This window comes from Curvibacter sp. T50, assembly GCF_057219955.1.
Window position 1 is genome coordinate 1,632,199 of the sequence record NZ_JBXVVU010000001.1, and the last position, 22,290, is coordinate 1,654,488.

At 60.8% G+C, this 22,290-nt stretch carries 26 protein-coding genes; 8 read left to right on the forward strand and 18 right to left on the reverse strand.

Translation table 11 applies throughout. From position 1 onward, the window contains the following. The 4 genes from AC2EBU_RS07745 to AC2EBU_RS07760 all read right to left on the reverse strand — a co-directional run bounded on the left by AC2EBU_RS07745 (position 1) and on the right by AC2EBU_RS07760 (position 4,206). On the reverse strand, positions 1-582 hold the full coding sequence (locus AC2EBU_RS07745; protein WP_484609781.1) for an acyltransferase: 582 nt from the start codon (positions 580-582) through the stop codon (positions 1-3). Beyond that, positions 582-1,646: a Gfo/Idh/MocA family protein gene (locus AC2EBU_RS07750; protein WP_484609782.1), complete on the reverse strand. Its 1,065-nt coding sequence runs from the start codon at positions 1,644-1,646 to the stop codon at positions 582-584. The genes AC2EBU_RS07745 and AC2EBU_RS07750 overlap by 1 nt, the downstream gene beginning before the upstream one ends. A gap of 17 nt (positions 1,647-1,663) precedes the next feature. Beyond that, positions 1,664-2,956 (reverse strand): nucleotide sugar dehydrogenase, encoded by a 1,293-nt coding sequence (locus AC2EBU_RS07755; RefSeq protein ID WP_484609783.1) that lies wholly within the window; start codon positions 2,954-2,956, stop codon positions 1,664-1,666. Between the two features lie 602 nt (positions 2,957-3,558). Beyond that, positions 3,559-4,206 carry a hypothetical protein gene (locus AC2EBU_RS07760; RefSeq protein WP_484609784.1) on the reverse strand — a complete coding sequence of 216 codons (648 nt, stop codon included), beginning with the start codon at positions 4,204-4,206 and terminating at the stop codon, positions 3,559-3,561. A 32-nt stretch (positions 4,207-4,238) separates the two neighbouring features. On the opposite strand from AC2EBU_RS07760, the gene AC2EBU_RS07765 reads away from it, so the two are divergent. The 5 genes from AC2EBU_RS07765 to AC2EBU_RS07785 all read left to right on the forward strand — a co-directional run bounded on the left by AC2EBU_RS07765 (position 4,239) and on the right by AC2EBU_RS07785 (position 9,673). Next, positions 4,239-4,934, forward strand: a complete 696-nt coding sequence (locus AC2EBU_RS07765) for a TetR/AcrR family transcriptional regulator (RefSeq protein WP_484609785.1) — start codon at positions 4,239-4,241, stop codon at positions 4,932-4,934. A gap of 21 nt (positions 4,935-4,955) precedes the next feature. Next, entirely contained in the window at positions 4,956-5,480 is a 525-nt protein-coding gene (locus tag AC2EBU_RS07770) for a hypothetical protein (protein WP_484609786.1), read from the forward strand. A 274-nt stretch (positions 5,481-5,754) separates the two neighbouring features. Beyond that, on the forward strand, positions 5,755-6,699 hold the full coding sequence (gene rpoH, locus AC2EBU_RS07775; protein WP_484609787.1) for an RNA polymerase sigma factor RpoH: 945 nt from the start codon (positions 5,755-5,757) through the stop codon (positions 6,697-6,699). Between the two features lie 110 nt (positions 6,700-6,809). Continuing rightward, positions 6,810-8,612 carry a sensor domain-containing diguanylate cyclase gene (locus AC2EBU_RS07780; protein ID WP_484609788.1) on the forward strand — a complete coding sequence of 601 codons (1,803 nt, stop codon included), beginning with the start codon at positions 6,810-6,812 and terminating at the stop codon, positions 8,610-8,612. Positions 8,613-8,665: 53 nt separating this feature from the next. Continuing rightward, positions 8,666-9,673, forward strand: a complete 1,008-nt coding sequence (locus tag AC2EBU_RS07785) for a Bug family tripartite tricarboxylate transporter substrate binding protein (protein WP_484609789.1) — start codon at positions 8,666-8,668, stop codon at positions 9,671-9,673. Between the two features lie 50 nt (positions 9,674-9,723). On the opposite strand, the gene AC2EBU_RS07790 is transcribed toward AC2EBU_RS07785, so the two are convergent. The 5 genes from AC2EBU_RS07790 to AC2EBU_RS07810 all read right to left on the reverse strand — a co-directional run bounded on the left by AC2EBU_RS07790 (position 9,724) and on the right by AC2EBU_RS07810 (position 13,862). Then, positions 9,724-10,275 (reverse strand): SCO family protein, encoded by a 552-nt coding sequence (locus AC2EBU_RS07790; protein WP_484609790.1) that lies wholly within the window; start codon positions 10,273-10,275, stop codon positions 9,724-9,726. Between the two features lie 62 nt (positions 10,276-10,337). Further along, the gene (cyoE, locus tag AC2EBU_RS07795) at positions 10,338-11,237 is read right to left on the reverse strand and encodes a heme o synthase (protein WP_484609791.1); all 900 of its coding nucleotides are present in this window, start codon (positions 11,235-11,237) and stop codon (positions 10,338-10,340) included. Further along, a complete protein-coding gene (locus AC2EBU_RS07800; protein ID WP_484609792.1) occupies positions 11,234-12,457 on the reverse strand; it encodes a COX15/CtaA family protein in 1,224 nt (407 codons plus the stop codon). Before AC2EBU_RS07800 ends, cyoE begins: the two co-directional genes overlap by 4 nt. Positions 12,458-12,466: 9 nt before the next feature. Next, on the reverse strand, positions 12,467-13,183 hold the full coding sequence (locus AC2EBU_RS07805; protein WP_484609793.1) for an SCO family protein: 717 nt from the start codon (positions 13,181-13,183) through the stop codon (positions 12,467-12,469). Continuing rightward, positions 13,131-13,862, reverse strand: coding sequence for an SURF1 family protein (locus AC2EBU_RS07810; RefSeq protein ID WP_484609794.1), 732 nt, complete (start codon positions 13,860-13,862; stop codon positions 13,131-13,133). The genes AC2EBU_RS07805 and AC2EBU_RS07810 overlap by 53 nt, the downstream gene beginning before the upstream one ends. Positions 13,863-13,877: 15 nt before the next feature. Between AC2EBU_RS07810 and AC2EBU_RS07815 the strand changes: the two genes are divergently transcribed. Beyond that, entirely contained in the window at positions 13,878-14,108 is a 231-nt protein-coding gene (locus tag AC2EBU_RS07815; RefSeq protein WP_484609795.1) for a twin transmembrane helix small protein, read from the forward strand. A 78-nt stretch (positions 14,109-14,186) separates the two neighbouring features. Here AC2EBU_RS07815 and AC2EBU_RS07820 read toward each other — a convergent pair whose 3' ends face one another. The 8 genes from AC2EBU_RS07820 to AC2EBU_RS07855 form a co-directional block, all read right to left on the reverse strand. Continuing rightward, positions 14,187-15,068, reverse strand: coding sequence for a cytochrome c oxidase subunit 3 (locus AC2EBU_RS07820; protein WP_484609796.1), 882 nt, complete (start codon positions 15,066-15,068; stop codon positions 14,187-14,189). 49 nt (positions 15,069-15,117) lie between these two features. After that, positions 15,118-15,345: a DUF2970 domain-containing protein gene (locus tag AC2EBU_RS07825; protein ID WP_484609797.1), complete on the reverse strand. Its 228-nt coding sequence runs from the start codon at positions 15,343-15,345 to the stop codon at positions 15,118-15,120. Then, on the reverse strand, positions 15,342-15,950 hold the full coding sequence (locus AC2EBU_RS07830) for a cytochrome c oxidase assembly protein (protein WP_484609798.1): 609 nt from the start codon (positions 15,948-15,950) through the stop codon (positions 15,342-15,344). The genes AC2EBU_RS07825 and AC2EBU_RS07830 overlap by 4 nt, the downstream gene beginning before the upstream one ends. 12 nt (positions 15,951-15,962) lie before the next feature. Further along, positions 15,963-16,082, reverse strand: coding sequence for a cytochrome oxidase small assembly protein (locus AC2EBU_RS07835; protein WP_484609799.1), 120 nt, complete (start codon positions 16,080-16,082; stop codon positions 15,963-15,965). Between the two features lie 4 nt (positions 16,083-16,086). Next, entirely contained in the window at positions 16,087-17,706 is a 1,620-nt protein-coding gene (gene ctaD, locus AC2EBU_RS07840; protein ID WP_484609800.1) for a cytochrome c oxidase subunit I, read from the reverse strand. Positions 17,707-17,751: 45 nt separating this feature from the next. Further along, the gene (gene coxB, locus AC2EBU_RS07845) at positions 17,752-18,924 is read right to left on the reverse strand and encodes a cytochrome c oxidase subunit II (protein WP_484609801.1); all 1,173 of its coding nucleotides are present in this window, start codon (positions 18,922-18,924) and stop codon (positions 17,752-17,754) included. Between the two features lie 63 nt (positions 18,925-18,987). Continuing rightward, positions 18,988-19,464 carry a DUF2244 domain-containing protein gene (locus tag AC2EBU_RS07850; protein WP_484609802.1) on the reverse strand — a complete coding sequence of 159 codons (477 nt, stop codon included), beginning with the start codon at positions 19,462-19,464 and terminating at the stop codon, positions 18,988-18,990. Positions 19,465-19,562: 98 nt separating this feature from the next. Continuing rightward, a complete protein-coding gene (locus tag AC2EBU_RS07855; RefSeq protein WP_484609803.1) occupies positions 19,563-20,489 on the reverse strand; it encodes a methyltransferase domain-containing protein in 927 nt (308 codons plus the stop codon). A gap of 37 nt (positions 20,490-20,526) precedes the next feature. Between AC2EBU_RS07855 and AC2EBU_RS07860 the strand changes: the two genes are divergently transcribed. Together AC2EBU_RS07860 and AC2EBU_RS07865 are read left to right on the forward strand one after the other, a co-directional pair. Further along, positions 20,527-21,243, forward strand: a complete 717-nt coding sequence (locus tag AC2EBU_RS07860; protein ID WP_484609804.1) for a ComF family protein — start codon at positions 20,527-20,529, stop codon at positions 21,241-21,243. Positions 21,244-21,262: 19 nt separating this feature from the next. Then, positions 21,263-21,742, forward strand: coding sequence for a tRNA (cytidine(34)-2'-O)-methyltransferase (locus AC2EBU_RS07865; protein WP_484609805.1), 480 nt, complete (start codon positions 21,263-21,265; stop codon positions 21,740-21,742). Between the two features lie 41 nt (positions 21,743-21,783). On the opposite strand, the gene AC2EBU_RS07870 is transcribed toward AC2EBU_RS07865, so the two are convergent. Next, positions 21,784-22,236 (reverse strand): MaoC family dehydratase, encoded by a 453-nt coding sequence (locus AC2EBU_RS07870; protein ID WP_484609806.1) that lies wholly within the window; start codon positions 22,234-22,236, stop codon positions 21,784-21,786. Positions 22,237-22,290: the final 54 nt, after the last annotated feature.

Sequence of the window (22,290 nt, forward strand, 5' to 3'; positions counted from 1 at the left end):
TCATGCTTGAACTCGCTCTATACGGTCATTATTCAGTTGATAAGTCTGGCCGCTGTGCGGGCAACGATAGACGCCATCGCCCTGAAGTGGCAAGGGCATCTGCTCGCCGTGTTCACTCATCCAGCCAACTTGGCGTGCGGGCACCCCGACCACCAAGGCGTAGGGTTTGACGTCTTTGTTGACCACGGAGCCTGCGCCAACGAAAGCGAATTCCCCAACTGTCACACCACAGACAATAGTGCAATTGGCGCCTAGTGTTGCGCCTCGTTTCACCAAAGTATCTCGGTATTCGTTCTTACGTTCGATCAGCGACCTTGGGTTGTAAACGTTGGTAAATACCATGCTGGGCCCGCAGAACACACCCTCTTCCATCGTGACGTTGTCATAGACCGACACATTGTTTTGCACCTTGCATCGATCGCCTATGACTACCCGATTCCCGACGAAGACGTTTTGTCCAAGAGAAACTCCCCGTCCGATGCGCGCCCCGCCACAGACATGCACCCAATGCCAGACACGACTACCCTCACCTATCTGCGCACCGTCATCTACGATTGCAGTGGGATGAATGCTTGGTCCCATCAGTACTCCAGAGGCAGACTGACGGTCTTGCCGTCGCGGGCGGCCAAGTACGCCCCAATCAACAGTTCCAGCGACTTGAGGCCTTCTCGACCGTCTGTTTCGGGTTCCGCCTGTCCGCGCATTACGTCGACTACATTGCGGTAGTACAACGGGTGTCCGAACCCGTACACTGAAGTTGTCTCGTAATTGGCAGACTGGATGTCCTTGTCATAGTCCTTGGGTTCAGCGAATTTCCACAATTGAATGTCATTAACTGCCACGCCCCCGACCCGAACTGTGCCAGTTTCACCCAAGATGGTGATACTGCCCTCAAGGTTATTCGGATAGGTGAGCATGGTCACGGCCACTGAACCCAGTGCGCCATGACGCCATTTGATATTCAATACCCCGGTATCCTCGGTTTCGATATCGCGAGTTGTACTGGTCATCGCCTGGATTTTTTCGACAGGTCCGATCAACCAATCAAGCAAATCAATATAGTGGCTTGCCTGGTTCATGAATGCGCCGCCGTCAAACTCCCAGGTGCCGCGCCAACCATTTCCTTGATCGTAGTATGACTGGGGGCGCGTCCAAAAGACGTTCAGATGCACCATGTGGATTCTGCCAAAGCGCTTCTCAGAAACGGCTCGCTTGAGCAGTTGCAACGTGGTGTTGCGCCGGTTTTGCTTAACTACGAACAGCCTCACGCCGGCTTCGTCACAGGCTTTAACCATCCGCACGCCATCATGAAAGCGAGTGGCCATTGGTTTTTCCGTCAACACATGCACTTTATGGCGTGCAGCAAGTATCGCCTGATCAGGGTGAAGACCACTGGGAGTGCAGAGTGCCACCAAGTCAATCTGCTCGTTCTGCAGCATTTGCTCCATGTCGGTATAGCCAGCGACCTGGTATTTGCTCACATGGTCATCAAGCACCTGGCGATCTATATCACAAACTGCTACCAATTGCAGATCATCGCCATGCGATTCAATCGAGCCAAAATGATTCTTTGAGATCCTTCCGCAGCCGACAATGGCGATGCGGATTTTGCGACCTGTTATCGGTTCGTAATTTTTCAATTTCATCGTTTGATTTCCCTGCTTCAGAGTCGAAAGACCGTAAAACCCGCCTGCGCCGCCCGATGGCGATCATAGAGAGACTTCATATCGCCAAGCACCGGTTTATCAGTGCGGCACAGGCCTCTCAACGCCTGCGGGCTCAGGTCGCGAAATTCGTGGTGCCCTACGGCCACAATAATCGAATCTACCCGATTGTCGGCGTCTATACTCCCTAGCCTTACACCGTATTCATGCTCGACTTCGGCCGCATTGGCCCAGGGATCAGTTACCACCACCTTCGCACCCCAGCTTTCGAGTTCACGGACCAAATCGGCAACCTTGCTATTTCGAATATCGGGGCAATTTTCCTTGAATGTGATCCCCATTACCCCGATAGTGCTGCGAGCGACGTCGATTCCGTTGCGTAGCATCATTCGTATGACGTTGCGCGCAGCATAGTGCGCCATGTTGTCGTTGATCCGTCGCCCCGCCAATATGACCTGCGGGTGATAGCCAACCTGCTCTGCCTTGTGAGTCAGATAATAGGGGTCCACACCAATGCAGTGCCCTCCTACCATCCCAGGTCGAAACGGAAGAAAGTTCCACTTGCTACCTGCCGCTTCCAGTACTTCGATTGTGTCAATACCCAAACGTTCGAAAATAACGGAGAGTTCGTTGACGAAAGCTATGTTGAGATCACGCTGGCTGTTCTCAATAACCTTTGCCGCTTCTGCGACTTTCAGACTGCTTGCCTTCCAGGTGCCCGCCTTGATGATGCTCGCGTACAACGCATCGACAGCGTCTGCAACCTCCGGCGTGCTTCCGCTGGTGATCTTCTTGATCGTCGTGAGCGTGTTTACCTTGTCACCAGGGTTGATCCGCTCGGGGCTGTAACCACAGAAGAAACCTTCATTGAACCTCAACCCCGATTCGCGCTCCAGTACCGGGACACAGACCTCTTCAGTACATCCCGGATAGACGGTCGACTCATAAATGACCAAAGCGCCCGGCTTAAGGGCTCGGCCGACCGTTTCACTTGCTTTGATGACTGGTGTCAGGTCAGGGCGATTCGCATTGTCGATCGGCGTTGGGACCGTGACTATGAAAATCCCACATTCGCCGAGGGCGTTCCGATCACAACTGTACTCAAGGCCTGACGCTAGCCGAAGATCTTCAGGGGAAACCTCCAGGGTACTGTCCCTCCCGGCGCGAAGTTCGTCAATCCGTGATTGGTTGATGTCGAAACCAAGCACCTTTCGCGACTTGCCAAACTCAACGGCCAAAGGGAGCCCTACGTAGCCAAGGCCAATTACGGCGACTTTTTGTTGGATATCCATATCAGTGCTGGCCGATACGCCAGGAAAACGAAGAACCCTGCCGATTCTGACTAAGGTGCCCGGTCGGCGCGACACCTTTCGAGCCTCGGCCCTATCACTTCCGAAGAACGACTCCTATCGGCGACCGGAAGAATGTCTGGGACGCCATAGAATACCGCCCAGACTACAACCTCACGGTCGCCCAAGAAGCAAGCCGCCGGATTGTACGTCGTCACATCCAGTTTCAATTCGGACAACACCCAGACTACCCAAGAATCGATACGCCGGAAGTTCGCATGACGAATACAAACGAATTCATTGAGGGTCTGTCCTTCTGGTAGTTTCGATTTGCGTCCGGAACAGCTAGCGCCGCTGAATCATTAGCTTGCGTTTCCACGTGCGCCTCAAGTCAGTACCGTTTCACACCGTTCTCCAAACGCCACCTCTGACTGGTCCTGAGATTCGCGGGAACTTCACACCCATACCTCGAGCCAGTGGACTGCGTGTGGGTTTGGAGGCAAAACGCAATAAATCAACAGGGACGCACGCCTGCGGCGCAATCGCAGGCCCCGGCCAAAAGAGACCAAGCATCAACGATGCCCTGGATGCGTGGGAGTTGCGCTCTACTGCGGAAAGGCTTGGATCAAACTGGGCGAAATGCTCAACGGCGTGATCAATCCAGCCAGCAGGGCGACCAAGGCTGTGGCGAGCAGGGCGGATGCGAGCACGATGGCGTGGCCTGCTTTTGGGCGGCGGCGGCCAATGGGCACAGAGATGTGCAACCCCAAAGCCAGGACGGCTAGGCCATAGTAAGGTGCAAAAAAATAGGCCCATGCGCCCGCGTGCATGCCTGCGGCGGCAAAAGCGAGATCGGTTTCAACACCGCTCCAGCGTGCCTGTATCACCGCGAACACATGAATGCTCAGGAAGAGCGCCAAATACACACCGCTGATTGGCTGCGCGCCCATTCGCCAAAGGCTGGATCGACGCTGCCAGACCATGCGCAGGCCTGTGGCGATCTGCATCGCGCAGGTGGCAAGTAACACCGGCTCCAGCCAGCCCTGGTATAGCCAGCGCAGGGCCAGTTGCACACTGCGGTGCACGTCTTGCCCGGCCAAGCCGGCAACATGGTTGGCCAAGTGCAGCAAGACGAAGCCGCCCAGCAGCATGGCAGAGAAGCGATGTGTTTTGCGAAGCAGGGCCAATAGCTGAGGGTTGGCCGAGCGAGTGGTCGTGTTGGGTGGCTGGGATGGATGCGAGGCTTGAGTCATAAACTGAAATTTACCATACTTATAGGTATGGTATGATCGCCGAAAGCATTCCGCTTGCTCTTGATTGGAAGTCAAAAAATATGGCTCACTCAGCCGCGCCAGCCGGCGGCAAACATGTCGCACGAACCAAGTTGCAGCCCGATGATTGGGTGGTTGCAGGCTTTCGCGCTTTGGCGCGTAGCGGGCCGCAGGCGGTGGGCGTGGAGGCTTTGGCGCGCGAACTGGGCGCAACCAAAGGCTCGTTTTATTGGCACTTCGCGGACCTCGCCGCGCTCAAGCTGTCCATGCTCCAAACTTGGGAGCAATTGGCCACCACCGACATCACGGCGGCAGTAAGAAGCTCGGGGCTTTCTGCGCGCGATCAGCTCTTTCTTCTGGTGGAAAAGGTGTCTATCACACCCAGCGAAGAGTTCGGCGGCAATGCGATCGAGCCGGCGATTCGCGAGTGGGGCCGTGCAGAGCCGCTGGCTAGGGCTGCACTTGAGCGGGTAGACCGACAGCGATTGGCTGATTTGCGCGAGTTCTTGCGGACGGCAGGCTTGGCACCCATGGCCATCAGCCAAGCTGCGGTGGCCATTTATGCCGCGGTGATTGGGCTGGAGAACCTGCGCCTGTCTGCAGGCGTGGGCATGCGCGAGCCGCTGCTGGCCTTGGTGGAGCAAATTCTGACCACAGCACCCCGGGTAGATCAGGTGTTGCACCAAGACAATACTCTACGGTATGTTTAAATAATCCATCAGGAGTGAGGTATGCCCGTTGTTCCGGTGGAATTGCCGCAGCGCAGCTTACTTTTGGGGCAAGCCGGGCCCGTAGATCACGTGGACGGATTTGCAATAGACGTTTCAGGCCAGGTCAGTTTGCAGGCCTATGTCGCGGCCTTCTACACCACTTGGCTGTTCAAGCTCGAACGTGCAGTGCTGCGGTTGGCAGGGTATCCGTCGCAGGACGCGCAGGCGCAGGCCTTGGCGCGCGGCGAGCGGCAAGGCTTCGCCTATTGGCGGCTGGAGGAACGAACCGAACACCAACTTCTGATGCGCGATCTGAGCGGCGCGACGTGTTCGTGGCTGATGGTCGCCCCCACAGCCAGTGGCACTCGTTTGTTTTTTGGCTCAGGCGTGCGGGCACGCAAAGTGCCCGGCGAAGATAGCGGCCGCCTTGCACGGTCATATAGAGCGCTCATGGGTTTACACCTGGCCTATTCACGCGCCCTGCTGGCGGCTGCGGCAAAGCGTGTGGAAGGCAAACAGAAGACTCATGGGCAGGAGAAGATTTGAGTCTCCGACGGGTAGATTTGTAGTTAGCTTGGCCTTGCCATGTGCAGCAGCTTCTGCACGCATGACTCAACGTGGCAATGCATCTTTGGGCACAAATTGATTGAGGCGTTGTCGCTCTGTAACTGATTCAGAACTCAGTGAGGATCATTTTGAGTTCAATGTGTCAACAGCGAAAGGAACCTGAAGCCCACTCCGGGTGACCGGGAACTTTCCGTCTTAGCACTCCATCCAAGGGAGTGCTAACATTTCAACTATTACCAAGGAGGATTCCTGCATGAACGGTCTGACGAGTACGGCGCTGCCCAGCCTGTCGGCGACCTGGTCGCAATCGTCCATGGTTTTGCCCCCGCTGGGCAACCTGGACGCCTATATCGCCGCGGTGAATCGCATGCCCATGCTGACGGCGGATGAAGAGGACTCGCTCGCCCGAGACCTTCGCGCGACCAACAGCCTGGAGGCGGCCGGAAGGCTGGTTCTGTCGCACCTGCGGGTTGTGGTGTCGGTGTCGCGGCAGTACCTTGGCTATGGCCTGCCCCAGGGCGATCTGATCCAGGAAGGCAATATCGGCCTGATGAAAGCGGTGCGTCGCTTCGACCCCGACCAAGGTGTGCGGCTGGTCAGCTACGCGCTGCACTGGATTCGCGCTGAAATTCACGAGTACATCCTGCGCAATTGGCGCCTGGTCAAGGTGGCGACCACCAAAGCGCAGCGCAAGCTGTTTTTCAACCTGCGCTCGATGAAGCAGGCCTTCAAGGCCGATTCCGGACTGGATGACGAGACCCATCGTGACCTGCTCAGCGCACGGGAGATTGACGTCGTGGCGCGTGAGTTGAACGTTCGTCCGGAGGACGTCATCGAGATGGAAACCCGCATGGCCGGTGGCGACGTGGTTCTGGACCCCGCGCCCGGCGAGGACGGCGACAAGGCGTTCGGCCCGATCGCCTTCCTGTCCGATGCCCGCACCGAGCCGACCGCCATCCTGGAGTCACGCCATCGTGACCGGCTGGCTGGCGACGGCGTTACGACCGCGCTGGCGCAGTTGGACGAACGCAGTCGCCGGATTGTGCAGGCACGTTGGCTGAACGTGAACGACGATGGCTCCGGAGGCCAGACATTGCACGACCTTGCAGCGGAGTTTGGGGTAAGCGCTGAACGTATTCGCCAGATCGAGACGGCAGCACTGAAAAAAATGAAAAAAACCCTGTCTGACTGGCGCTGAGCGTCACCTGCGGCGGCCCGGCATTGGGGCCGCCTTTCCGTCTGTCGGCCTGCGATAGCCGATTGACGGGGCGCCACCCACCGATGTACGGCGGGGCCGACAATCGAGGGATGCAACACCTGCCCGCCATGACGAGCTTGCTGCGGCAATGGCTGATCGGCGCTTGCTGGCTGCTGCTGGCTTGCGCGGCAGCGGGGCAGGAGCGTGCGCCGATTGTGCTTGACTCCTCGGACGAAAGCATTGTGTTGACAGATCGCGCGCTGTTCTGGATCGAGGATGGCCAGGCGCTGACGCCGCAAGACCTCGCAAGCCGGCGCACCGGGTTGCCCTGGTGGCCGCTGAAAGACGACAGCCAATATGCACTCAATGGCAAGGCGTTCTGGCTGACCTTCGAGATCGCGCCGGCTGCGCCTGGTAACCGCTGGTTCCTGGAACTGGCGGTATCCGGCCTGGACCGTGTGAGTCTCTGGCACATTGATCGCCTGGGGCGCTGGCAACTCCAGGAGGCCGGTGATATCCGCGCGGTTTCAGACTGGCCACTTCCCGGTCGATTCCCTACGCTGGTTGTCCAGCCGCGCGAAGACGCCCCGGTACGCTATTGGCTGCGGATCGAACATGCCCGCGTGACGATGTCGGGCGCGATGCGCCTCATTGCAGAGCGGCCTCTGGCTGTGCATCGAGACCGTGAACAGTTCCTGCTGGGCGCCCATTTCGGTTTGCTGCTGCTGGTTCTGATGGGTGCGCTGATGGGCGCGTCGCTGTGGAATGACCGCAACTTCGTGGTCTATGCTGTCTATGTGGCGATTCTCGGCCTGACACAGGCCGCCCTCTTGGGCGTCGGGGCCCAGTATCTCTGGCCCGACTGGCCAGCCTGGGCCAAAAGCGCAACTTTTGTCCTGCCGCCTCTGGCTTCCGCCGCCGGCCTGTGGTTTGTGCGAACCGTTACAGAACCCCGACGTTACTACGAGGCTTTGGATCGGCTGGTCTGGATCGCCATTGTGTCTCTGTCGGGCATGGCGATGGTGGAAGCGGTGATACCGTCCGCCGCAAGTTACCAGATCGTTTCCCTTTCGATTTTGGCGTCGATGGGCCTGATCGTGGGCTTGATTGCGCTGATCTGGGCCCGAGGCGAAGACCCGGGCGCACCGCTCCTTGCCTTGGGCATTGCACCCGTGGTGGTGTTTGCTCTGTTCCCGATTGCCCGGACGCTGGGATTGCTGCCCTCGGGCTTCCTGACACGCTATGGCCTCACCATCGGGTCCGCACTTGAAGCGCCCCTGTTGTTATACGCCCTGGTCATCCGCGCCCAACGGCGCACCGAGGGGCAGTGGCGCGCCAAGGCACTGGTTACCACCGATGCACTGACCGGTTTGGCCAACCGGCAAACTCTCCGGCTTCGTCTGGAAAGCGCGATCCGCCGAGCCGAACGACAAGGCCATTTCGCGGCATTGATCGGCGTGGGCATCGGAAATCTGGATACCCTGGTCAAGGAAAACGGCTCCGACGCGTCGGACCGCGCGCAGGTATTGGCCGCCTCGCGCCTTCGCCGAATCATCGGTGATGTAGATCTGGCCGCGCGTGCCGACACCAACCTGTTCTTCCTGCTGCTGGAAGGTCCGATCCGGGAGGACGCCGTGCGCGAGATTGCCACCCGCATCGTGGTCAAGGGGCTTGCGCCCTCCCCATTGATCGCGAGCGGCCACACCCTGCGGTTTCACGTCGCAGTGCAGATGCTGCCGGCGGCCGAGCCCAACGCTGACGCGGTACTGGATGGCGTTGCTTCTGAAATCCGTGCGATACGGATCGAAGACCGCAAGGTGATCCGCCACAGAGGCCTCAGCACCGCTCCGTGGTCGACACCCGCCATGATGGATTCATCGCCGTCGGTGGACACGCCACCAACCCGTCAATAATTCGAGCATCGGCTGCACAAGCGGCCCGTATCCACCTTGCCGGAGCCCGTCGGATGCCTACCCACCCGCCATCGATAGTTCGCCGCCGTACATTGACCGCAGCGCTTGGGGCTGCTACCGCCAGCCTGTGTCCAGGCACCTTGTGGGCGGTCAGCCCCCGGGAATGGCCGACCCGGCCGGTGCGCCTGTTGGTGGGGTTTCCCGCAGGCTCTTCGCCGGACCTGACGGCGCGGGCCCTGGCGGAGCCGCTGACCCGGGTCCTGGGGCAACCGGTGCTGGTCGAAAACCGGCCCGGGGCCGGCGGCAATCTTGCGGCGGGCCTGTTGGCCAAGGCCACAGACGACCATACCCTCGCGATACTGATCAACGGCAACATGACCATTGCCCGCCTGCTCAATCCCGCTTTGGGCTTCGACCCGCTCACCGAGCTGGCGCCGGTCAGCCTGATCGGCACGGCGCCTTTGTTGCTGGCCGCCGCCGTATCGACCCCCGGCAGCGAATCGGCACCGACCTTCCTGAAAGCCGCACGGGACGCCGGGGATCGCTGGAGTTATGGCTCGCCCGGCATTGGCACGGTGGCGCATATCGGCATGGAGTGGCTCAAGGGGCTGAGCGGGATCGCGCCGGTCCATGTGCCCTACCCCGGCAATCCACAGGTCGTCAACGCCATGATCGCGGGCCAGATCCAGCTGGCGCTGCTCCCGCCGGGGTTGGCCGCGCCGCAGGTTCGCGCCGGGAAACTGCGCGCCATAGGAATCACCTCGGCCGGACGCAGCGTGCTGGCACCCGAATGGCCGCCGCTGTCGGAAGCCGGCGTGAGGGGCTTTCACCTGGAGATCTGGAACGCGGTCGCGGCGCCCGCCTCCATGCCGGAGGCGCTACGCAACCGGCTTTCGGCAGTCCTCGGTGAGATCGTTCGCACGCAGGACATACGCCAGCGCCTGTTTCAGCAAGGTTGGCAGGTGGCAGGTACGTCCCCACAGGGCTTGGCCAACCGGATCAGGACGGACACGGCGGCCCTGGGCCGAGTCATTGCGGAACGCCAGATCAAGGCCGAGTAAGACGCAGTCTGTCCCTGGCCGGCCACCGGACCGGCTGGTTGGTTTACGGTTCAGCGCCCCGCCAGCAGCAGGCGGGCATCAGCAGCCAGGGCCTCGGCACCGCTGCCATAGCGGTGGTAGATGCGCAACCGGCCCTGCGGGTCATACAGGTAGCTTCCGGCCGAATGGTCCATGGTGTAGCTGGTCGGCGTCTGGCCTTCGACCCGCTTGTAATAAATCTTGAAGTCCTTGGCCACCACCGGAAGCTGATCACGGCTGGGAATCAACGCCAGGAAACTGGGGTCGAAGTGGCCCATGTAGGCTTTGAGCACCGTGGCCGTGTCCCGCTCGGGGTCGACCGTCACAAAAAGGCCCTGCAGCCGCTCGCCGTCGGCGCCCAGGCGCTTCTTGACCTCGGCCAGTTCGTTCATCGACGTCGGGCAGACATCCGGACATTGGGTAAAACCGAAGAAAACCACCACGACTTTCCCCGAGAAGTCGGCCAGCGTGCGGGTGCGGCCGTCATGGTCTGGCAGGGAAAACCCGCGGGCATAGTCCGCACCGGTAATGTCAATGCCTCGAAAGGCCGCCTTGGGCTCGGTACACCCATAAAAAATGGCCATACCCAGCGCAAAAAGGTGCAGTAAAGCTATCTTTTTTATAGTCATCGTATGGCTCGGTCCCGTCAGAGGAGGTAGTGGTCAAGCAACAGTGCGGCAAACAGCACCGACAGGTGAATCAACGAAAAGCGAAACGTCCTACGCGCCAGGGCATCGGAGTACTGCCGCCACAGCCGAAACGCGTAAGCGGTGAATCCGACACTCAGAGCCACCGCCACCACCAGGTAAAGCCAGGAGCTCATGCGAATGACAAACGGCAACAGGCAGGCAGCAAACAGCACCAGTGTGTACAGCAAGATCTGCAGACGGGTGAACTCATTGCCATGGGTCACCGGCAACATGGGCAGGCCGGATTTTCGGTAGTCCTCCACCCGGTACAGCGCCAAGGCCCAGAAATGTGGTGGTGTCCACAGAAAGATGATCAGGAACAGGATCATCGCCTCAGGGCCCACGTCGTTTGTCAGCGCCGCCCAACCCAGCACCGGAGGCATCGCCCCGGATGCCCCGCCAATGACAATGTTCTGTGGCGTGAGCGGTTTCAGGATGACGGTGTAGACCACGGCATACCCGACGAATGTGGCAAACGTGAGCCACATGGTGAGCGGATTGGCGCCAAAGTACAAAACCGCCGAGCCCAGGCCACACAAGACCACGGAGAACAGCAAGGCCTGACGGTCCGACAATTCGCCCCGCGCGGTCGGTCGCCAGGCGGTACGACGCATCTTGGCATCAATTCCCTTTTCGACCAGACAGTTGAAGGCGGCCGCGGCGCCGGCTACCAGCCAGATGCCGGCCGAGGCGATCGCCATGCGGGTCAGCTCCGGCCCTGAAGGCAGGCCCGGTACGGCCAGCACCATGCCAATCAGCGCGCAGAAAACGATGAGCTGCACCACGCGGGGTTTGGTCAGGGCGTAGTACTGGCGCACCACGGACAGCGGGGCGGCGGTGGACAGTTCGGTACTCATGTGGGACAAGATGTGCGAAACAGAGGGGCCGGCTTGATCGCCTCAGCGCCGGTTTGCGGCGCGGCCCAGGCCCAGGTCAGCACGGCCATCAGGGCCGCCGCGCCGCTGGTGTGCAGGACTGCCGCCAACAAGGGCCAGCCCAGCACGATATTGGACAGGCCGGTCAGCAGTTGCAGGCTGAGCAAAGCGCCGAGCGCGACGGCCTGCCCGCGACGGCGGGGGTAGCGAATCAGCACGACCGCCAGCAACAGCAGGGCCACCACCACCACGGAGGCAAAGAGGCGGTGCGCCATGTGAATCGCCGTCAGAGCGGCAAACGTGATGGGTGCACCCTCGGCGGTATGGCCCAGCTCGCGCCACAGTTCGAAGCCTTCGGCGAAGTTCATTGGCGGCCACCAGACTCCCTGACACCGCGGAAACTCGGTGCAGGCCAGTACGGCGTAGTTGGTACTGACCCAACCGCCCAACGCGATCTGAACCACGACCAGCAGCAACACGATGGCCACTCCCGCGCGCAGCCACGATGGCTCCAAGGCCACCGGGGGCTTGCCGGAGGGCTGCGCGATGTGTCCGGATGCCTGCAATCGTGCGGCCTGCACGGTCAGCAGACACAGCAGCCCCAGCCCCCCCAGCAGGTGGAGCGTGACGATGGCGGGAAAAAGCTTCATGGTCACCGTCAGGGCGCCGAATGCCCCTTGCACGCAGACCCATACCAAGGTCGCCGTCGCCCAAGCGGGGTGTATTTGTAACCCGGCACCGGTGGTGCTGGGCCCCGCCCGCTCGGCCATGGGCGATCGGCAAGCCTGACGCCAGTTGTGCCACGACACCACCGTCATGGTCAGGATCAGGACACCGACTGCGGTTGCGAGGTAGCGGTGGATCATCTCGATCCAGGCCTTGGAAATCGTCACAGGCCCGGTGGGCAGCGCAGCTTCGGCAGCCCGAATGGACTCGCGGGCTCCGAGTGGACTCGCGCTCCCATAACATCCCGGCCAATCGGGGCAGCCCAGGCCCGAATCGGTCAGCCGGGTGAATGCACCAAAAGCGATCAGATCAAAGGTCAGGAACAAGGTCACCCAGGTCAGCGCCCGCAAGCGCGCTGCAGGCTCTTGTTCCCGGTGACGAAGCCACACCCACAGCAGGGGAGCGGCCGCCAGGACTACGCCCGTGAGCATCAGGCGCGCCAAGGGCGACAGGTCGTACAAAGCAGGTTCCACCATGATGGTCGGTCAGCGCCCGGCGTTGTCCCACCAGGCCGAGGCGCGCAACAAGCGGTCGATGTCCCGGCGGGCTTTGGCGGCTCCAGCGGCGTCAAGCCCGGCGGGAAATCGCATCATCAGGTTGCCCATCGGATCGACCACATAGAGGTGATCGGGCAGACTCTTGCCCGGCGCCGCCTGCAGCCAGGCCGCCAGGACCGTCGGCGGCACACGCAGCACCGTCGCCTTTGCCAGCGCGGGACGCAAGGCGTCGGCCACCGGCGCGTCGTCCGAGACCAGCCAAACCCAGTCGATTCGCTCTTTCTCTTTGCCCATCGCCTCGCGCATTTGCCGCTGCAGGTACAGGTGCCGCTCACAATCCGGGCCACAGGCACCGCCCGCGACACTGACGAGCAACCACTGGCCTTTCAGGTCGGCGAGTGCCTTGGGCGCTCCATCCAGAGTGCGCGCGGACACCAAAGGCACCGGACGGGCCGGCTCTACCAGTTCGCCGAATACGCGCCGGCCCTCCGGCCGTATCACATAGAAGGTGAAATATGAGGCAATGACGGGGGCCGCGCAGATGAGCAAAATGCCCAGCATCTTCCAGCGTCCGGTGCGGGTGCGGCGCGCCTCGGCGTCGGCCATTTGTTCCGGAAGCGGCATTGCATGGACAGTGAAGGCCAGGGGCTCGTCAGGGCGTTGGGGGGCGGGTGTGGATGCGTCGGACAATTTGGAACCAGACATAAAGTACGGCAATCAGGCTGGCCAGGCCGAACCATTGGGCGGCGTAACCATGATGCTTTTCAACCCCGGTACCGACCACCGGCCACTGGCGCAGCAGTCCATCGGGCTGCGCGGAGGTTTCCAGTATCGCCAAGGGCAACAGCGGCCAGCGAATTTCCGCCGCGTAAGCGTCAATATCGAGATTTTGCCGGATCGGACCCGATTGCGCGGGGGCCAGCTCATATAGCCGGGACGGTCCACTGGTCACCCTGCCCTCAACAATTACCGGACCAGGTGGGGTCGCCACCGCGGGCAAGGCGGTGCGATCGACAAAATTGCGGGGCACCCAGCCCCGCTGGACCAGGACCGCTTCGGATGAATCGGCGATCTTCAAGGCCGTCACCACGTAGAAGCCCGGTCGCCCGTTCATCTGGCGGTTGTCCAGAAAGACCGTGGTTTCGGGCAGCCAGGCACCCCGAAGTACCACGCGGCGATGCTGCAGCTCCTGCGGCTGGGTCGACCGCAAGACGAATTGGTCCACCGCAGGTTGAGTCAGCCGTGATTCGATGGCTGTCTGAAGTCGGGTTTTCTGCGCGGCCCGGTCGAGTTGCCACAAACCCAACGCGGACGTGATGGCAACACCGGCGGCGGCCGCCGCGGAAACAAGCCAGAATCGCCAGCCCAGTCCGTAGCGGTTCACCGGATAATGCTCCCCATGAAAGTCCTCGTAGCGCTTGCGTTTGTCGCGATTATCGGCAGTCTGGCTGTGGCTTTGATATACATGATGCGGGGTGGTCGAGATCCGGCAAGTGGCGATCGGCGCAAGAACCGGATGGCCCATGCGTTGGCATTTCGGGTCGGCTTTTCGATTCTTTTGTTTGTCTGTGTATTGATTGCGTGGAAGCTCGGCTATATCCAACCGACCGGACTGCCCGCCAGCCGGTAGGTAAAGAGGCAAACGTTCCCTCGAAAGAACTCAGAAAAAAAGCGCCTCACGGCGCTTTTTTTGTGGTCGGCACGCCGGCTACATCCAATAGACGAGGATGTAAAGACCCAGCCAGACAACATCGACGAAGTGCCAATACCAGGCCGCGCCTTCAAAGCCGAAATGCCGCTCTGCGGTGAAATGCCCTTTTTGCAGGCGCAGTGTGATGAAAAACAGCATCAACATGCCAACAAACACGTGAAAGCCGTGAAAGCCCGTCAACATGAAGAAGGTCGAACCAAAAATGCCGGAGTTGAGCTTCAGGTTCAGGTCGGTATAGGCATGGTAGTACTCGTAGCCCTGGACACACAGGAACACGAATCCCAACGCTACCGTGATCCACATGAAGGCGATCGTCTTGCTGCGGTTGCCCGCCTGCAGTGCGTGGTGGGCAATGGTCAGGGTGACCCCGGACGTCAGCAGCAAGGCGGTGTTGATGGTCGGCAACCAGAACGGCCCCATCGTCTGGAAGGGCTCGACGATCCCGGCCGGAGACGTGGTTGCACCCGGAGTGGTGCTGGGCCAGGCCGCCTTGAAGTCGGGCCACAGCAACGAATTGGCCAGGCTGCCGAGTTCCGGAATACTGTGGGAACGAGCCCACCACAGGGCAGTGAAGAACGCGCCGAAGAACATCACCTCGGAGAAGATGAACCAGGTCATGCTCCAGCGATAGGACAGGTCAATCTTGTGGCCATAAAGTCCGCCCTCGCTTTCGGCGATCGCGTCCTTGAACCACTGATAGAGCACAACCAGCCACCATGCCAGCCCCCCCAGAACGGAGTACATCCCCCATTCCGAACCGTTGACCCATTGGCCAGCGCCAAGAATCACGAAGAACAAGCCCACCGATGCCATGACAGGATGGCGGGACTCATGCGGAACGTAGTAATAAGGCGTGCTGCCGTGCGCGGTTGAGCTCATGGGTTTTCCGGAGTAGATTTTGTTCTCAGGTTGGCGAAAAAGTCAGGGTTCACAGTGTCATGGGCTGGCGGACGATCCAATTGACCAGGACCACCAGCAGTGCGACAAAGGCAATGGCAAGCACCAGACCGACCACCATCAGATGGATCGGGTTGATCTGGGCCATGTCCCGGTTGAATTCCTTTCGGCTACGGACGCCGAAGAACGACCACAATACCGCCACCAGCGTACGGATCAGGCTGGGTTTGGGCAAATCGGGTCGGTGGTTCGCGCTCATGAGCGGCCTGCGGAAGTCGGGGCCTGCGCGACGGGTGCCGCGGGGGTCTTGCCTCCGACCTCGAAGAATGTGTAGGACAGGGTGATCGTTGTCACATCTTTGGAGATGCGCGGATCAATGACAAACGCCACCGGCCACTGTTTCTTTTCGCCGGGCGCCAGGGTGTACTGGTTGAAACAGAAACATTCAAGTTTGTTGAAATGCGCTGCCGCCTGCTTGGGGGCATAACTCGGAATCGCCTGGGCCGCCAAGGTGCGATTTTGAACGTTCTGAAACTCGTACATCACGGTGGCGAGTTCACCGGGGTGAACCTGAATCGAGCGACGCTCGGGTTTGAAGTCCCAGGGCCCCCGGGCGTTGGCGTCAAACTCCACCGTGATCAGACGAGTGCGATCAATCTGGCTGTTGCCAAGAACACGGGCATCCTTACCCGTGAGACCACTGCCGGGTAACTGACGCTCCGAAATCGCCAGAATATTGATCCCGGTGGCTTCACAGATGGCACGGTAGATCGGGATCAGCGCGTAGCCGAAAGCGAACATGCCGACAGCCACCACCAGCAGTTTGCCAACCATCCGGAAGTTTTCAGCTCGAACCCAGTTCACCGGTACCAACTTTCAGTAGCCAAAGTAGGCGATCTTGACGACATAGCCCAACAGAAAAACCAACGCCACCGAAGCCAGGATCAACCCCAGACGTACGTTGTTCTTACGCTGTTCGCGGGCATCCATGGACATTCACTCAGCCGATCACGCGGGTCGCCGTGGCGTCCAGTTTGGGCGGATTCTCGAAGGTATGGAAGGGGGCCGGCGACGGCACTTCCCACTCCAATCCTTCAGCAGCTTCCCAGGGACGCTGCGATGCGGTTTCTCCCTTGCCACGCATCAACGGAACGACGATGAACAGGAAGAAATACACCTGCATCAAGCCGAAACCGAAAGCACCGATCGACGACAGCATGTTGAAGTCGGCAAACTGCAACGGGTAGTCTGCGTACCGACGCGGCATTCCGGCAAGGCCCAGGAAATGCTGCGGGAAGAAAGTCACATTGAAGAAAATCAGCGACAGCCAGAAATGGATCTTGCCGCGGGTTTCGTTGTACATCACGCCAGCCCACTTGGGAGCCCAGTAATAAAAACCACCGAACAGGGCAAAAAGCGAGCCGGCAACCATGGTGTAGTGGAAATGGGCCACCACGTAATAGGTGTCATGCAGTTGCTGGTCCAGGGGAGCCATGGACAGGATCAGACCAGTAAAGCCGCCCATGGTGAATACGAAAATGAAGCCGACCGCCCACAACATCGGCGTCTCAAAGGTCATGGAGCCGCGCCACATGGTCGCGATCCAGTTGAACACCTTCACGCCGGTCGGTATTGCAATCAGCATGGTCGCGTACATGAAGAACAGCTGGCCGGTAACAGGCATGCCGGTGGTGTACATGTGGTGCGCCCACACGATGAAAGACAGGATGGCAATCGACGCCGTCGCATACACCATGGAGGTGTAGCCAAAGAGCTTCTTGCGGGCAAAGGTCGGAATGATCTGGCTGACAATGCCGAACGCCGGCAAAATCAGCACATACACCTCAGGGTGGCCGAAGAACCAGAAGATATGCTGGTACATGACCGGATCGCCACCACCAGCCGGGTTGAAGAAACTGGTGCCGAAGTGGCGGTCGGTCAAAGTCATGGTGATCGCACCGGCCAGGACAGGAATCACAGCGATCAGCAGGTAGGCGGTGATCAGCCAGGTCCAGCAAAACAGCGGCATCTTCATCAGCGTCATGCCCGGAGCGCGCATGTTCAGGATGGTCACGATGATGTTGATCGAGCCCATGATGGACGAGGCGCCGAGGATGTGCATGGCGAAAATGCCGGCATCCATCGACGGCCCCATCTGCAGCGTCAAAGGCGCATACAGCGTCCAGCCCGCAGCCGGCGCGCCGCCGGGCATGAAAAACGATCCGGCCAGCATGATGGCAGCGGGGATCATCAGCCAGAAGCTGAAGTTGTTCATCCGCGCGAAGGCCATGTCGGAGGCGCCAATCTGCAGCGGAATCATCCAGTTCGCAAAGCCGACAAAGGCCGGCATGATCGCGCCGAACACCATGATCAGGCCGTGCATGGTAGTGAACTGGTTGAACAGTTCGGGGTTGATGAGCTGCAAGCCTGGCTGGAACAGCTCCGCACGGATCATCATGGCGCAGAAACCACCGATCATCAGCATCGCGAAGCTGAACAACAGGTAAAGCGTGCCGATGTCTTTGTGGTTGGTGGCGAAAACCCAGCGACGCCAGCCGCTGGGGGCATGACCGTGATCGCCATGGTCCGCGTGGCCGTGGTGGTCGAGAACTGCGCTCATGTCGGATTCCTTCTCAATTACTTGTCTGTGCGACTGCTGCCAGAGTTATTTGCGAGCGGTCTTGATGTCCGCGGGCTGTACCAGCTGGCCGGTCTTGTTGGACCACGAATTCTTGGTGTAGGTCATCACGGCTGCAATCTCGGTATCGGAGAGCTGCTTCCATGCCGGCATCGCCCCATTGTTCTGACCGTTGAGCATGACTGCGATCATCTTGCTCTTGTCGGCATCAAGCACCACGGCGGAACCATCCACGGGTTTGATCGGGCCAGCCCCTTTGCCGTTGGCCTGGTGACAGGCTGCGCAATTGGCAGCGTAGACCTTTTCACCACGGGCAATCAGGTCGTTCTGTGTCCAGACCTTGGTGGGGTCATCGGCCTTGGCAGCGAGAATCTTTTTCTCGCTTTCGACCCACTTGCTGTATTCCTCTGCCGTAACCACCTTGACGTGAATAGGCATGTAGGCATGCTCCTTGCCGCACAACTCCATACACTGGCCATAGAAATCGCCGGTTTGATCAGCACGGAACCAGTTGTCCCGGACAAAGCCGGGGATCGCATCCTGTTTGACGCCAAACGCCGGGACGGCCCACGCGTGAATCACGTCATTGGCGGTCGTGATGATTCGAACTTTCTTGCCCACCGGCACGACCAGCGGCTTGTCGACCTTCAGCAGGTAGTTGTCACCCTGCGGCTTTCCGGAGTCGGACATCACCCGATGGGAGTTGTCGAGGGTGGAAATGAACGCTATCCCCTCCCCTTCGCCCTTGATGTAGTCGTAGCCCCACTTCCACTGGTAGCCGGTGATCTTGATCGTAAGGTCGGAATTCGACGTGTCTTTTTGCGCGACCAGCACTTTGGTCGCAGGCAACGCCATGCCGATGACAATCAGGAAAGGCACAACCGTCCAGGCAATTTCGACCGGGACCGAATCCGTAAAAGTGGCCGGCTTGTAGCCCTTGGATTTGCGGTGGGCAAAGATCGAATAGAACATCGCGCCGAAAACGCCGACAAAAATCACCGCGCAGATGATCAGCAGGAACCAATGCAAGCCATGTTGCGCCTCGGCAATGCGGCTGACCGGCGGATGCAGGTTCAACTGGTTGACGGCGGGGCCACCGGGCAGGTCGTTCACCGCATGGGCAGCCGATGCCAGAAAGGCGCCAGTCCACAAGGCTGCGTGACTCAGCCGACGGGCTGCTTTGCTGAAAATGTTGTTCATCGTTTTCACGTCTCGTCTTTGCTCAGATAACCGTAACCCATCAATCCAACCACCACCGCCGCTTCACGACCCGCGCAGCGCGGTGCGCAATTCCCTGGCCAAGGCCGGCCGCAACTCGGGACGGACGAAGCGCCCCACGTTGATGACCCGGCCCCGCGCCGACAAGGCGATGAGCGAGTGCTCGCCGTAGCGGGGCTCGACCGTCAGGCTGCGGATATCCAACTCCGTGCGCTCCAGCCTACCGCCAACGGCTTTTTCGACCACCAGACTCTGACCCTGCAGCACAATCCGCTCGCCATCCAGCGCATGCCGGGCATACACCCACAGCGCCACGCCTACCGCCAGGATCTCGATTCCGGCAAAACCCAGCACCAAGGGTGCCCCCATCTGCCAGAACCACAGGCCGATGCTCAGCGAAACTGCGCAGAGGCCGGCGTACATCCAGACCAACTGGGCGGGAGTAACAGAGCAGTTGCGGCGCAACAGCCACTGGAGCCCCTGACCGGAGACACTTGCGAAGCGATACACAGGATTTGACACAGATCAAGCCCCTTCGAATCCCACCCGGCCATTGCCAAAGCAGACCCTATCGGTAACGACTGAAGTTTACCCGAGACTCGCGGGGTCTTTGATTTTTCTCAAAGATTCCCCAGATTCTTTTTGCGCTCGCGCAACGCGGAACGGAATTCATCCAGGCCTATGGCGCTTTCCGGTGCGACGCGGTGACGCGTCGCCGATTTGAAGGCATGCCCATAGACAATTTCGAAGCGCAGCACGAGGCGGCCTTGTTCGTCCGGACGCGCCAGTTCCATGAGCATCCGGGCGAACAATTCGTCGCGCCAGCGGCGTCCACGCAGCCCCTGGGCCCGCTGCGGGTGCAGGTTTCGCCCCAGCTCACGAAGCTCGGCCACCAGGCGCGCAGGTGTTTCGAAACTCAGGCGAATGGTTTCCATATCCATGACAGGCTCGGCAAATCCAGCCTCCAGCAGCAAATCGCCCCAGTCGTGCATGTCGGTGAATGGAGCCGAAGGTGGCGGCCACCCGGCACGCGCATACAGTTCACGCAACTCCCCAAGCGTGTCCGGCCCCAGGCAGGAGAACATCAGGTACCCGTCCACTGCGAGTGACTGATGCCAGCGGCGCAGCAGTTTTGCCGGATCGGCCTGATGGTGCAGCAGCATGTTGGCCCAGACCATGTCCACCGCCCCGGGGCCTGGTTCACCGCGCAGCAGACCGGCGCCCCAGCTCGCGGGATTCCACCATGTGCCCCCCAACGCCCGCTCGGCAAGGCGCAGGCGGCCCCCATCGGCCTCGACCAGATAGGCCGGAGCCCGGCCCAGTGCCTCCTGCACGACGCCGTGGGCCTTCACTCCGCCCGACAGGGGTGCCCAATGCGCCCAGGAGCGGGGCTTGACGGTGATCCAGGACAGGCGCTGCGCCATGCGTCGGCCCACCTCTTCGTGCAGCCACGGCGATACCGGCTTGCCGTCCGGGGCCACCGACGGCGGCAATGCGGCCCAACGCGCAGCAGCACGGGAGTCGATGGGCGGGCGGGGTTTGTCCATAAGCGTTGGAATCGGACCGCGCAGTATATTGAGCGCCATGTTTCGTGCATTGCTGGCGCGTATCCCCCCTGCGCTTGACCGGGTTGGCGGCGTCTGCGCGGTCTGCCACCGCTGGCCCGCAGCACCGGTGTGCGAAACCTGTGTCAGCCGGTTCGGCGCACCCCGGTATCGCTGTGCCACCTGTGCCGTCGCACTGCCGCAAGAGCTCACCCGCTGCGGAGCGTGCCTGACCGACCCACCCCCGCTGGATCGGTGTCTGTGTGCGGTGGACTACGTCTGGCCCTGGATCGGCTGTATCGCCCGTTTCAAGTTCGAAGATGAACCGGGCTGGGCACCCGCGCTGGTTGCACTGCTCCGCAGCACGCCCTGGGTGGAGCCCGAACTGGAGCAGGCGGACTGGCTGATTCCCATGCCCCTTTCGCGCGGCCGCCTGGCCGAGCGGGGTTACAACCAGGCGCTGCTGCTGGCGCAGGCGCTGGACGCCCGGCGCACCCGGGCCGACTTGCTGCTCCGCATCCGCGAAACGACGCCGCAAAGCCATCTGAGCCGAGCCGAACGCCTTCGCAACCTGCGCGGAGCGCTGGCGCTGGAGCCAAATCAGGCCGAATCCGTACGCGACCGCCATGTTGTGCTGGTCGACGATGTGATGACCAGTGGCGCATCGCTGCACGCCGCGGCCCGGGTCCTGCGCGAGGCCGGCGCCCGGCGCATCGCCGCCCTTGTGGTCGCCCGCACTCCGGCAGAAAGCCATTGAGCCCGGCGACAATGGCGAGATGTTCCACATCGTTCTGGTCGAACCCGAAATTCCGCCCAACACGGGCAATGTCATCCGCCTCGCCGCCAACACCGGCTGCTCGTTGCACCTGGTCGAGCCGCTGGGTTTTTCCATGGATGACAAGCAGTTGCGACGCGCCGGGCTGGACTATCACGAGTACGCGCCAGTACAGCGCCACGCCAACTGGGACGCGCTGATCACCCGTTGCGCGCCGGCGCCCGATCGGCTTTTCGCGCTGACCACCCACGGACGGCATGCCGTCCATGACGTCCGCTTTGAGCCGGGCGACTGGCTGGTATTCGGGCCTGAAAGCCGCGGCTTGCCACCGGCGCTCCGAGAGCGCTTTGCCGACGAGCGCCGCCTGCGCCTGCCGATGCGCCCCGATCAGCGAAGCCTGAACCTGTCCAACGCCGTCGCAATCACCGTCTACGAAGGCTGGCGCCAGAACGGATTCGTCGGATCGCTATCATTAAAGTAGCTAAAAACGACCTTTTTACGCTGGGTATGGCCGGAAAAAGCTCAAAATCGCCGGGCGAGGGCTTCGGCGACACACACCGGGCGGTCCTGACCCTCGCGTTCGATGGTCACCTCCCAGGCCATCTGATAGCCGCCGCCCGCGATCGGCTCGGCGGAAAGCAGTTTCAGCCGCCCCCGCAGGCGGCTGTCCACCGGCACCGGCGCAATGAAACGCACTTTGTTGAGCCCGTAGTTCACCCCCATGTGGGACTCAAGCACGGTGATCGAATGATCGAAGAACCAGGGCACCAGCGACAGGGTAAGAAAGCCATGGGCAATCGGCGCGCCGAACGGCCCGGTGCGTGCGCGCTCGGGGTCGACGTGGATCCACTGGTGGTCACCGGTCGCGTCGGCGAACTGGTTGATCCGGGTCTGGGTGACCTCCACCCAATCGGAGACCGCAATCTCCTGTCCCACGCAGGCAGCCAACTCGGGCAAAGTCTGAAAGCATCGCATCGCGCGATTGTGGCCGCGCGGTGCCATCGCGCCCTGTCCAGGCCGGGACAGGGC